Annotated in this window: 9 protein-coding genes; all 9 read left to right on the top strand. The window is 36.7% G+C overall.

The window, feature by feature from the left end:
• The first annotated feature begins 2 nt into the window (after nucleotides 1-2).
• Nucleotides 3-539, top strand: coding sequence for a signal peptidase I (gene lepB, locus IEU51_RS03980; protein WP_186085457.1), 537 nt, complete (start codon nucleotides 3-5; stop codon nucleotides 537-539).
• Nucleotides 540-551: 12 nt separating this feature from the next.
• On the top strand, nucleotides 552-4,121 hold the full coding sequence (locus IEU51_RS03975; protein ID WP_186085459.1) for a PD-(D/E)XK nuclease family protein: 3,570 nt from the start codon (nucleotides 552-554) through the stop codon (nucleotides 4,119-4,121).
• Entirely contained in the window at nucleotides 4,087-7,605 is a 3,519-nt protein-coding gene (gene addA / locus IEU51_RS03970) for a helicase-exonuclease AddAB subunit AddA (RefSeq protein WP_186085462.1), read from the top strand. Before IEU51_RS03975 ends, addA begins: the two co-directional genes overlap by 35 nt.
• Complete coding sequence (locus IEU51_RS03965; RefSeq protein ID WP_186085465.1) at nucleotides 7,598-8,620, top strand: DUF418 domain-containing protein; 1,023 nt, start codon at nucleotides 7,598-7,600, stop codon at nucleotides 8,618-8,620. Before addA ends, IEU51_RS03965 begins: the two co-directional genes overlap by 8 nt.
• 101 nt (nucleotides 8,621-8,721) lie before the next feature.
• Nucleotides 8,722-9,339 (top strand): DUF47 domain-containing protein, encoded by a 618-nt coding sequence (locus tag IEU51_RS03960; protein WP_186085468.1) that lies wholly within the window; start codon nucleotides 8,722-8,724, stop codon nucleotides 9,337-9,339.
• Between the two features lie 10 nt (nucleotides 9,340-9,349).
• Nucleotides 9,350-10,348: an inorganic phosphate transporter gene (locus tag IEU51_RS03955; protein ID WP_186085471.1), complete on the top strand. Its 999-nt coding sequence runs from the start codon at nucleotides 9,350-9,352 to the stop codon at nucleotides 10,346-10,348.
• Nucleotides 10,349-10,416: 68 nt separating this feature from the next.
• Nucleotides 10,417-11,307, top strand: coding sequence for a fumarylacetoacetate hydrolase family protein (locus IEU51_RS03950; protein ID WP_186085474.1), 891 nt, complete (start codon nucleotides 10,417-10,419; stop codon nucleotides 11,305-11,307).
• Between the two features lie 17 nt (nucleotides 11,308-11,324).
• Nucleotides 11,325-11,711 carry a YisL family protein gene (locus IEU51_RS03945; RefSeq protein ID WP_186085477.1) on the top strand — a complete coding sequence of 129 codons (387 nt, stop codon included), beginning with the start codon at nucleotides 11,325-11,327 and terminating at the stop codon, nucleotides 11,709-11,711.
• 114 nt (nucleotides 11,712-11,825) lie between these two features.
• On the top strand, nucleotides 11,826-13,229 hold the full coding sequence (locus IEU51_RS03940) for an alpha-amylase family glycosyl hydrolase (RefSeq protein WP_186085479.1): 1,404 nt from the start codon (nucleotides 11,826-11,828) through the stop codon (nucleotides 13,227-13,229).
• Nucleotides 13,230-13,339: the final 110 nt, after the last annotated feature.

Raw genomic sequence — 13,339 nt, 5'->3', positions numbered from 1 at the left:
TTATGTTAAAAGAAATTAGAGACTGGATAATATCGTTTGTGATTGCGATTGCAGTCATCTTAGTGATTAGATATTTTCTATTTGCTCAGTACGTGGTTGATGGTTCGAGCATGGAGAACACCTTCCATGAGAACGAACGTGTGATTGTGAATAAATTTATTTATAATTTTAAAGATATTGAGAATTCTGATGTCATTGTTTTCGATGCTGGACACGAGCAAGCCTATATTAAACGTGTCATCGGTATTCCTGGAGACACAGTTGAAATGATTGATAAGGTCGTTTATGTCAACGGTGAAGCGCTCGACGAAGCGTATGTAGATGATTATGAAAGATCGTATAGTGATAATTTCACGTTAGAATCTCTCGGTGTTTCTGGAGATAAAATCCCGGAAGGACAATATTTAGTGCTTGGCGATAACAGAGCAGTCTCGAAAGACTCTAGAGAAATCGGCCTTGTGAGTGAGGATGACATTATCGGAAAAGTTCAACTTAAGTTTTGGCCATTTAGCGAATTTACAACTGATTTTAGTGAATAGGGTGAAACGTGTATGATTCATATTTGGACAGGTGTTAGTGGTACAGGTAAAACAACACACATGTTTGAAGAAATTATTAAAAAGACTGAAAAAGAACCACTTGGTAACAAGATTTTTATCATCACACCAACTCAGAATACACTGACATACGAAAGTATGTTAACGGACCCAGATAAATCTATATATAGTGGAAGCTTAAGAACAAGTGTCTTAAGCTTTTCTAGATTTATGTGGCATATTTTAAACGAGATTGGTGCAGGAAATAGAGATACATTGTCAGAATCTGGGCACATCATGCTGATACATAAATTAATCGAGAGTTTCGGTGAAGATGAACTCAAGTACTACCGTGATTCAAAAAATCATGTGAAGTTTTCTCGAAAAGTACTGGATATGATTGAAGAATTTGTGAGTTATGAAGTGGACGTGGAAACACTAGAGTCCATTGAATGGCCCAACAATAGAATGGCTGAGAAGTATAGTGACTTAATTCAAATTTATAAGAGATGGCAAAATACAATTGAACGACACAATATCGAAAAAGTGAATGCAATGCCAGACTTTGTGGATCGCCTTGCGAGGCTATCACCAGATGAAGTCCCAAGTCTCAAAAATGCTACAATTTATATTGACGGATTTCACAACTTAAGTGAAGTTGAGTACCGTTTCTTAAAGGTGCTAAATAAATTCACGGATGACATTCATTTAATCTTGCTGCAAGACGGCAATAATAAATCACTGTTCAGAAAAACAAATGCCGTAATCGAAAGACTTCAAATGCCGGATATGTTCACTGAAGCAGGTACAGAAATCGTGCATTTCGATGAGCGTAATGTGCGTGCAAATAAGCAAGGACTGGTTGATGTAGAGACGTTTCTTTATGATGGCAGTTATATCAGAGATTATGACGGTATCACGATTATCGAAGCGGAGAATCCACGTGCAGAAATTACAGAAGTAGCGCGACAAATTGAGTCACTTGTAAGAGATAAAAAAGCAACGTACAACGACATTGGTGTGCTATACAGAGATGATACGTATGCACGTCAAATTGAACACATCTTTAACAAGTTCAACATCTATTTTCATATCGATGAAAAATATAAGATGAATCGACATCCATTTGCACAGTTTATCTTAAGTCTCTTCAATGCGTATTCTAGAAATCTAGAACGCACGACTGTCATCAACATCATGAAGAGCGGTTACTTAAATGAAATCACTGATATAAACTCGATGTATTTATTTGAAAATATTGTCCTAGAGCGGGGCATAAATTACACGAAACTCCGAAATGACGACGTCTTTAAAACTCAATTTGAGTTAACTGATGATGGACGTATTGTTGAAGTCGACGAAGAGACGAACGAAAACTTAGAAGCATTAATCCAGTATAAGAATAGAATTTTAGAAGCGTTAGCGACACTTTTTGCTGCGTGGGATAATGCAACAACTGTAAAAGAATATTTAGAAATTCTATATTATTTCCTAGAAAATAATGGTGTTTTAGAGAAAGTATCGAATGAAATTAATGCACACGACGAATCAGTACGCCGAGTTAACGAAACTGAAGAGGTCTACAAGCACTTAATATCTCTTATGGATCAAGCTTATACCGTATATAAAGATGAGGAAAAATCATTTGACTCATTTATGTCTACATTTACGGAAGGACTAAACGAAGCGGAGTTTAGTATGTTGCCGTCTACTTTAGAAGAAGTGGTTGTCGGTAAAATCGAACTCGCGAAAGTCGAAAACAAGAAGTATGTGTTTATTGTTGGAATGAATAACACGGCAATGCCGATGGATATGTCAACGAACCATATACTGACAGATGACGAGAAACGTATTTTTGAAGATAAAAACATCGCACTCTCTCCGACGTCAGACACCCTTCGTGCGGATGAGCGATTCGTGTTCTACCATGGACTTACGAGACCGACAGATGGTCTATATATTTCATTCTCAAACGTGTCGATTAGCGGAGAACTGACGACTATTTCTCCATTTGTTAAGGAAATTTTAGACTCAAATGAAAAACATACTAATCTAAAATACATTGAAACAGCAAAGTATCAGACGCAAGATATTTATAGTCAACTTTCTAGTGAGTCATCTATGAGAGACTTATTGCATATGAATTTACGTAAGATGATGAAAGAATCATACACAGATTTAGAAAAACTGGACCAAGTACCGAACTATCTTCCGTTCTTAGAAGGTTTGAGTCTCTTAAAAGAAAAAGATAATGATTCGTACAGGAAGTTAAAACGTACGCTTAAATTTACGAATCGAGCAGAAAATTTATCGACTGATGTTGCTCTTTCGCTTTACGGAGATGCACTCAAGACCTCTGTTTCAAGATTTCAAACGTTTTACAATTGTCAGTTTAAACACTTCTCACAATATGGGCTAAACCTGAAACCAAGAAAGCCGTTTGAAGTAAGGCCACTAGAAATCGGTAACTTGTATCATAGCGTGCTAGAAGATGTAATAGGTAAAAGACTCGGTAAACAGCTTGTTGGTCAATCAAATGAAACGATTAAAGAAGAAGTTACTCAATCCGTAGATCGTATTGTCGAAAAGATTTCGTACGGAATCTTCGAAACAAATGCCTTCTATCAGTCACTAAAAATCCGTGCAGCAAAAACAATTTCTGAGACGATTATTAACTTGAGACGTTACTTAGAAAACAGTGACTTTAAAATTGAAATTATTGAAGGTACATTTGGAGAAGAGTATAGCGATTTTGGTGAGTTACAACTTGTGAGTGACGCGGGTCATAAAATTAATCTACGCGGTAAAATTGACCGAGTGGACATCAAGCACGACGGTCCATTTTCTTATATTTCACTCATTGACTACAAATCAAACTCTACAAAAGACTTAAATCTAAAAGAAATCTATGTAGGTAAAGAGCTTCAACAATTCACATACATGAAAGTATTACTCGAGAACGGACACAACAAAATCAGTGGTGAACTCATCCCATTACTTATGCATTTTTATCCTGTAGTGAATCCGACAGTGACACTAACTGATAGAGAAATTCAAAAGGTGAGAGACATGACGGATTTAGAGTTTGAAGCGTTTGTTCAAGAGAAGAAAGAGGCAGAGCTTCGTCCGAATGGTAAATTTGTGGCTGATTTAAATGATAGTGAGATGCATACGTTAAATCGTGAGAGTCCAGGTCTCGTTGAAATGTTGAATGGTGACGCGAAACTGTCAGACTTTTACAGGTTACAAGTGAACAAAGATGGCGCGTTCCATAAGAGAGATCTTTCTAAAATACTATCGACGGATGGGTACAAACGCATCGAAACATTCACAATTAATAAAATTAGAGATGGCGCAGATCTATTGTATTCAGGAAAAGTTGATGTTAACCCACTGACAGTGAATGAAATACTGTCACCATGCGCGTTTTGTGAGTTCAAATCAGCATGTAACATTGATTATCTCATGAACAAACGTGATTTCGTCGAGATGAATAGCTTAGAAGTAGAGGAAGCGAGTAAGAAATTGAAGGAAGGAGTGCAAGAAAGAGATGAAGTTTACCGAAGCGCAACAAGCTGCAATTGATTATAAAGGCAGCGACTTACTGGTCTCAGCAGCAGCGGGAAGTGGTAAGACAGCTGTACTCGTCGAACGTATCATCAATAACATTCGTACAAAATATTATAGTGTCGATGAAATCTTTGTTGCGACATTCACAAAAGCAAGTGCACGCGACATGAAACAAAAGTTAGAAAACCGTCTGAGAGAAATCATTCTAACACTTGAGCCGTTCTCAGAAGAACGCACACATTTAGAAGAAGAAGTGTTAAAGCTGAATGGTGCACATATTTCGACACTTCACTCCTTCTGTATGTTCTTGATTCAAAACCATTACAACGTGATTGGTCTGTCTCCAGACATGCGTACATTGATGGAAGAAGAAAAAGTATCGCGTATTTCTGACGTCCTCGATTCTATCTTAGAAGAGTGGTATAGAAGTGGAGATAAAGACTTCCTAAAGCTCGAGCGATTTATCGCGACAGATAAAGTGAACGACCCATTGAAAAGAGAAGTTAAGAAGCTATACGAAACAGCAATCGCAACGAGTGATCCGTTTCAGTTCTTAGAGTCGCTTCTTAATCAATATATAAATGTAGACAAGATTGAAGAACTCTACAAAGTAGGAAAAGATAAATACAAGCTAGAAATCACGAGAACAATCGAACGAGTAGATGAACTCATATCACTATACACGATCGCTCATGATAATGACACGCTATTAAAACAACAGGCACAATTCAATAAAATTGGTAAGTTAAAGGATCAACTACACGTACTTCTTAATAATGTTGAAGCGGATAATTTTACCTTCGAAACATTAGAAAAAGTGCCAACGCGTTCAACAAAATTATATAAAGACATTGAAGAGCCTTCGGTGAAATTCAGAATTGATCATACGATGGACGAAATTTCAATGTACACTCAGTCACTTACCTCAAATCTACCAGTGAGTAAAACACAATTAGAAAAAGAACTGACAGAATTAAATGGAATGAATAACGTGATGATTGATCTCGCAAAGTCTCTCATCGAGGGATATCGTTTGAATAAAGCACGTGACCAAGTCATCGACTTCAGTGATTACGAACATTTTGCGATACAGATTTTAACGGCAAATAACGGGGAAGTGAGTGACCTCTATAAAAATAAATTTAAAGAAGTCATGATTGACGAATATCAAGACACAAACTACGTTCAAGAAAAAATTGTTTCACTCATCAAGACAGGTGACGAATCAAATGGAAACTTGTTTATGGTGGGGGATGTAAAACAGTCTATTTATAAATTCCGTCAAGCTGCACCTGAGCTATTCATAGAGAAGCAAAATAGATTTAACTCTAAAGGCACAGGGAAAGTCATTCCACTCAACATGAACTTCCGTTCGAATATCGGTGTGCTCGACACGACAAACTTCTTGTTTGAACACTTAATGGATAGTGACGTCGGTGAAATTGAATATAACGATGACGAAAAACTATACGTTGGGTTAGATGAAAACAAGGATACGATCATGACAGAAATCGTAGGCCTTGTTGGTAACAAAGATCGCAACATTAGACGTACAGAAGTAGAGCTTGATTATGTCGTAAAGAAAATAAAAGAACTCCATAATTCTGGTGTGAATTATAAAGGTATCGTTCTATTAACACGTAACAGAAAAGCGATTGACCAGTTTAATGAAATATTTAGAGCGCATGATATTCCGTTATCATATCAAGATACAAAAGGGTATTTCGATACGTTAGAAATCAAAACGTGTGTCAGTCTTTTATCCATCATCGATAATCCATTACAAGATGACAAACTTATCGGAGTCATGAGGTTACCGTTCTTTGATTTTACTGAAGATGACCTCGCAAAAATTAGATTGAACTCAAAAGCGCATTATTTCTATGATGCACTCTTTGACTATTTTGAAGCGGACGATACAAAAGAAAAAGTCGACATGCTCTTAGACACATTGACACTACTTGTTGAAGAAAGTAGATATCACACGGTATCTGGGTTACTCAGAACAATATTTGACCACTTTAACATTCTTGAATTCTTCTCAGGTCTTCCAGGAGGAGATGTCAGACGTGCGAATCTATTCGGTCTCATTGAACGCGCGATTGAATTTGAAAGCATGAATCATCATTCTCTCTATCAATTCATTAACCATGTCAATTATTTACGAGATAAAGACATCGACTTCGGTGAAGAGAGTGCCATCAGTGAGCATGAAGACGTTGTGAGAGTGATGACGATTCACGCATCTAAAGGACTTGAATTTAAGCATGTGTTTATCTTAAACCAAGACTATTCTATTCTAGGTCGCGGGTTATCTGACAAGATCCTCGTACATCCAGATTTTGGTATGTCATTAAAATCTTATGATGAAGACAAAGGTCTTGTCATGTCTAACTTAGATTACGAAATAATGCACCAAAAACTCGTTAAAGAGCGAATTTCAGAAGAGATGAGACTGTTATATGTGGCATTAACACGTGCAAAGTCGAAACTCTACATGCCGTTTGTGAATATGGTGTCTGAATCTGATTTTGAAGAGGCTCGTAGTGACAAATTGTCGTATCTCGAGACCAAAAAACCACTGTACACGTATGAGTATGGTGTATCAGTACCCGCAGATATTAGACTCTCTGCGAAATCAATTGAAGCATTGATTATACCGATGCTATTTGGCTCGAAAGAGACGTTCTATCAAACACGTACAGAATACATCGATGAAATACGTCACGAAGAAGAGAACCAAAAACGCATCTCATTCGACGATTTACTCAGTTTAAAAGTAGCGTATTCGCCTCAAGTAGAAACGCGTATGAACTACGCGTATGTCCCGAACGAAATGAATAAAGAAACAGTGAAAGAATCTGTCTCAGAAATAAAGCGCAAGAATGAAACTGTTCCAGACGAAGCGATTTTACGCACAGATTTATTTGAACGTGAAGTGGAATTGTCGAAACCTAAATTCTTAGATCAATCCACAGATGCACCACTCTTTGGTACGCATATGCACGCAGTGATGGTGCAAGTGAGTCGTAGATTTGAATCACTCATGAATATAGATAGAGAGGCACAAAGTGAAATCATTAAACGCATCGTCATCCACTACACAGAGGATATTCCACTTGTCACAGAAACAATGCAGACACGTATGATGAATTATGCCTTACGATTTATTTCTGATGAGACGATTATGAGTATATTTAAAGATGCGACAGTCGTGCACACAGAATTGCCATTTATTATGAGCCAAAAGGTAATCGGCTACAGTGATATTTCTGGTAAGATGGTACAAGGTATTGTCGATTTACTCGTTGAACACGAGGATTACTATGTGTTAATCGATTATAAAACAGACCGTGTGGATGGTCTCAATGTAGAGGCACTTAAAGACAGATACTTTACACAGATGGATATCTATCAAAAGTCACTGATTGCAGCTTTAAATAAGCCTGTGAAAGTGTACATCTATTACTTTAATTATGGAGTGGTAAACGTTGCTTAATGAAAAGTTAAAGATAAACACAATGCTATCATTTACATTCATCATCTTGATGATTGGTGCGAGCATTCAATTCGTCTTACCATTGCACCTCGTGAATCCGTATGAATATTTCTATGGTGCAGAATTAAAAGAGTTTCAAATCTATCAGATCTTCTTTGGGGGTGTGCTGTTACCACTGCTGTCACTCACAGTTGGATACTTTGTGACAGTCCGAGAAGATATAATAAAACCACTAATCATATCTGTCCTCATATTATTTATGATTTCTTTGGTTTTAAATGGACAAGATGTATTATTCTTAGCTTGTGTAAGTGGACTCGTGATTCTCTTATATAGAAATCGTTCGATTTTACTAACACTCGCGACGATTGCAGTTTTAGTGGTTACACATATTTTTATCAATGTCGTACTAAAAGCGCTCAGTGCATTACAGACAAATAATATTGTCTATAGTGCGATTCAAAAGTTTAATGATTATGTTTCTATTTTTAGAACAGGAGATGTTATCGAGTATGCGCGCTTAAACTTAAGCACAATAGTGGAGTTACCACTTTTTGTACTTCTTGTATTTATCAGCATACCGTTTGCGTTAATTGGTAGTTTGATTGCACGAGTGAAGATTGAAGAAGTATTACCAAAATATATGCAAGCCGCGCTGATTGTCGTGTTTCTAATCGGCGGACTGGTCATTAAGATGATTGAAGTGTTAAGTGTTGGGTCAATGAGTAGCACAATTATTGGTGAGTATATCGGTGGTCCGATGATTGCAGTAGGCATGTTTTTATCTATTTGGGCATTGAGCCAAAATTTACCGGAAAACGTGCTTAAGCGTTTCAATCACCACGGAAAATATTCTGTAATTTACTACTTGGTATTCGCGATTATCATGGGTATTATCTTTTACGGAATTGGCTTTAATTTATATGGAGAAGTACAGGTCATCACTGCGATTGGTATCTCGTCAGTGGTGACGCTTTCAACTTTACTCGTTAGCCAAATCTTAACGAAATATTAACATTATCTAGATAATTATCTATGCATTTTTGAAGAAAAGATTTATTATAGTTAAGGAAGACTAAAAAGTCTTCCTTTTTTAATTTCAGGAGGAAAAGAAAAGTGTTTAATAGAAAACCAAACAAATTTGCAGTTCAACTCAACACTATGGTAGAAAACTTAGAACGTGCAGCAAAAGATTTTGAGAATGTGAATCTCGATTCAGAATTTGACTTCAAGACGTACTTTGATAATATCAAAGCGTTTGAAACTCATGGGGATAACCTCATGCATCACTTAATCTCTGACTTAAACCAGACATTTATTACGCCAATCGAGCGTGAAGATATCTTAGCGTTAGCGAATGCATTAGATGATGTATTAGACGGTATGGAAGAAGTTGCAGCGATGTTCATGATGTATAACCGAAAGAGACATACGCCACATATCAATGTGTTTGTAGAAAATATCTCAAAAGCTTGTTCTGAAGCAAAAGTTGCTGTAGGACTTGTGAATGAACGTAAATTTGATCATGTTCGTGTTCATGCAATCAAGATTAAAGAATACGAAACAAATTGTGACGCGGTACTTAGAACATCTATTAAAGAATTATTCGAAACTGAAGAAAATCCTATTAAAATTATGCAAATGAAAGATATCTATAATAATTTAGAAAACATTGCAGACAGATGCCAAGCGGTCGCAGTTATCCTTGAATCTATCGTAATGAAAAATAGCTAAGGTGCTGTAGATGGATACTTTATTAATAATTACTATATTAATCGTAATCGCAGCACTCGCATTTGACTTCATCAACGGATTCCACGATACAGCAAATGCAATCGCTACTGCTGTATCGACACGTGCGTTAAAACCACGTCATGCAATTTTAATTGCAGCAGGAATGAACTTCGTCGGTGCGTTGTTATTTACAGGTGTTGCAAAAACAATCACTGGGGATATCGTTGACCCATTCGCACTTCAAGATGGTTCAATCGTTATTCTTTCTGCATTGATTGCAGGTATTTTTTGGAACTTGTTTACGTGGTACTTTGGTATTCCAAGTTCTTCATCACACGCACTTATCGGTGCAATCGCAGGTGCCGCGATCGCATCAAGTGGCTTTGGTATTTTAGAGTACAAAGGATTTACTAAAATCTTAATGGCGCTCATTACGTCACCACTCATTGCATTCGTCGTTGGTTTTATTATTTATACAATTATTAAAACGGTAATGAAAGATAAAAACTTAGCGAAGACAAACCAAAGATTCCGTTTTGTACAAATCATCACGGCATCTTTACAAGCATTATCACACGGTATGAACGACGCGCAAAAAGCGATGGGTGTAATCACGATGGCACTGATCGCAGCAAACTTACAAACATCCACAGACATTCAGTTCTGGGTACAGCTCTCATGTGCGACAGCAATGGGACTTGGTACAGCAGTTGGTGGTTGGAAAATCATCAAAACAGTTGGTGGTAACATCATGAAAATTCGTCCAGCAAACGGGGTTGCAGCTGACCTTTCATCTGCATTAATTATTTTTGGTGCGACGTACATTCATTTACCGGTATCAACGACGCACGTTGTGTCTTCATCGATCCTTGGTGTAGGATCTTCACACAGATTAAAAGGTGTGAAATGGACTACAGCACAGCGCATGTTAATCACTTGGGTGATTACATTACCAATTTCAGCACTTTGTGCGGCATTCACGTACTTTGTCATTAATATTTTTATTTAAGTGGTTTAAAAAAAGAATTTGTATTTGAAATTTGATATACTTGTTAAAAGAGAAAAAGGAGTCGTCCTATGAAATTCTTAACATTCGAATACAACAAACAAAAATACTATGGAGTAAAAGTGAAACGCGAAGATAGTGCGTGGATTTTACCTAAGCTTTTTGAGGCATTTGGTGAAGACAAAGACTATCCAAAAACTTTACTTGAAGGTATTACAAAATATCACACACTTGATTTCCAAGAAATCGTGCGTAAGCTCGTAGAAAAAGCAGATCAAGAAGATGATCGTCATCTATATAAAGCACCATTTAGCGAGATTACATTTTTAGCACCAGTGGAGCCACCAAACAACACGATTAGCTTTGGTCGTAACTACAAGAAACATGCAGAAGAATTAGGGAATAAAGTGGAGTTAACTGTGTTTACTAAGGCAAACTCTAGTCTCGTTGGTGATGAGGGCACGATCAGTGACTTCAAAGAAGTGACATCTGAACTCGATTACGAAGGAGAGCTTGGTGTTGTAATTGGTAAGGAAGCACACAATATTGAACCACACATGGCGTTTGATTACATTTATGGGTATACAATCGTCAATGATATCTCAGCAAGAGACTTACAGAAGAAATTTAAACAGTTCTTCATGGCGAAGAGTCTTGCGACACCAATGGGTCCATATATTGTTACTAAAGATGAACTTCCAAACCCCGAAAACACAGCGATTGTTACAAAAGTGAATGATGAGATTAGACAAGACGGCAATACAAGTGATATGGTCTTAAAGATTGAAAATCTTGTTTCTGAAGTGTCTAAATATGTTAAACTTCAACCAGGAGACGTTATCGCAACTGGTACACCTGAAGGAGTAGCTGCTGGATTACCAGATGTTGACTTCCTTAAATCAGGAGATGTTGTGCGCGTATCTATCAATGGTATTGGTACATTAACAACTTATATTAAATAAAAAAAGGGGAACTTTAAGTGATACATTTACACTTAACAGCGATTGTACTTGCTGTTGTGCTATTTATTGTTACTTTACTTTCTTACATGAAAAATTCATCAGCTGAAAACAAAGGTGGAAAGATTACACACATGATTTTACGTGTTGTTTATCTACTTGTTTTATTCAGCGGACTGATGATCTATGTACAAAACATGGATGTAATCAGTGCACTTGGATCACACATGATGTACGGAATTAAAGTATTATGTGGTTTATTCTCAATTGCATTAATGGAAATGGCACTTGTTAAAACTCGTAAAAACGGTATGGGTGGCATGTGGTTAATTATTACAATCGTATTAATTATCGCTACATTCATACTTGGTGCAACATTACCACTTGGTACGATGGCATTTAATTAATATAAAAGGAGCATTTGCTCCTTTTTTTTATGTATAAATTTCGAACTTTAAAATGAATGTAACAAAAATATATTTTTTCATATATAATTTATGTATGAGAAAGGTGGCAGCAGGATGAAAAGAATACTCCTCGCGTTTATATTTACGCTACTGATAAGTGGAATAACAATTGAATCAATCTATGCAAAAACTGAAAATGACCGTATCTATATGATCTCAGTCGATCGTTTTTTAAATAATGATAAGTCTAATGACATCGGTGTACCAGGAGAATCGGATCCATATCTTTCATATGGTGGGGATTTTAAAGGAATCGAGTCTCAGTTAGATTACATAAAAGAGTTAGGATTTGACACAATTAACTTGAGTCCAGTGTTCGAAATGGATGAATCTGATTATCTTGGATATTCTGTTAAATCCTATAAAGAAATCGCCAAGCGATACGGTAGTAAGGAAGAATTCAATCAACTGATTGAAGCGATTCATGAGAAAGATATGAAGGTTATTGTAGATATGCCAACGACGGCAACATCTGACTTTAAACGTCTGGATAATCCAGAATTAACAGAACAGATGGAAAGTTACTATTCACATATCGAACGTGATTTTATCGACTTAAACAATGCACAAAATCAGAAGAAATATTTTGACATTGTGACGGAATTCTTGAAGCATTTTGATGTGGATGGGATTAGTATGTACGTTGTACAAAGTGGTCTGAATCGTGAAGACTTTTTGCCGAATGGAGTGCCTGTGTATGCCATCAACATGAGTGGTGGCGATATTACTGGTTTTGATTATGTGACGGACGAAGAAGTGAGAACTGCGGTGTCTAACGGATTTAGTTCTGTAGATAAAGACATCATGGAATATCCGACAGATAATACCATTTTACTAGCGGACCACTGGTTTAGTGAAAGATTTACAAGTGAATCCGCTAAGAATAACATGTTCCCAGGAACGCGTATTAAACAGTTGTTTGCTTATTTGAACGGGTATAATGGACCGATTATGTTTAATTACGGAACAGAAGTTGCACAAAACGGTGTGGATTTCCCAGAAATTCACCCACAGATGGATCTTTGGACAGACAAAGAAGTTGTGGATTACATCAAAGAAATCGTTGGTGTAATGAGTAAACATGAAAATATGTTTAACGGTGAAGTAGAGACAATCAAGAATGAAGCGGGACAATATGTCGTCAAGTATAATACGACAGACGTGGACTTTATCTATAACATCAACAATACAAGCGAAACACAAAAAGTGTATTTAGACGAGCGCTATATACCAAGTGACAAAGAGATGAGTGGACTGTTAATTGGAGATGTCGTACGTCCACATGAAGATGAATACATCGCAGTAACGGATAGAGAAGAAACAGAATTATACGCGATTATAGAACCTGCAGGATTCAACCACTGGTATCTGATCTCAAGTTTCCTAGTATTCGGCGGATTTGCTGTCTTTATCTTCTTAGTTGCAAGACGATCAAAACGAAAACAAGTAATTGAATGATTGGATTTGTTGCACCTTACTCAAGTGAGTAGGGTGCATTTTTGTTGAGTGTTAAAAATCTGATTAACTAAAACGTAAATTAGGAAGTTATACTAATTAAAAAACTCTCA

Origin of the sequence: Phocicoccus schoeneichii (genome assembly GCF_014635565.1) — a bacterium.
Lineage (GTDB): Bacteria > Bacillota > Bacilli > Staphylococcales > Salinicoccaceae > Phocicoccus > Phocicoccus schoeneichii.
This window is presented reverse-complemented; position numbering and strand designations above follow the sequence as displayed.

Excerpts from the sequence above, each read along its gene's own strand:
- lepB (WP_186085457.1), top strand. The coding sequence starts at position 3 with ATGTTAAAAGAAATTAGAGACTGGATAATATCGTTTGTGATTGCGATT.
- IEU51_RS03975 (WP_186085459.1), top strand. The coding sequence starts at position 552 with ATGATTCATATTTGGACAGGTGTTAGTGGTACAGGTAAAACAACACAC.
- addA (WP_186085462.1), top strand. The coding sequence starts at position 4,087 with ATGAAGTTTACCGAAGCGCAACAAGCTGCAATTGATTATAAAGGCAGC.
- IEU51_RS03955 (WP_186085471.1), top strand. The coding sequence starts at position 9,350 with ATGGATACTTTATTAATAATTACTATATTAATCGTAATCGCAGCACTC.
- IEU51_RS03950 (WP_186085474.1), top strand. The coding sequence starts at position 10,417 with ATGAAATTCTTAACATTCGAATACAACAAACAAAAATACTATGGAGTA.
- IEU51_RS03940 (WP_186085479.1), top strand. The coding sequence starts at position 11,826 with ATGAAAAGAATACTCCTCGCGTTTATATTTACGCTACTGATAAGTGGA.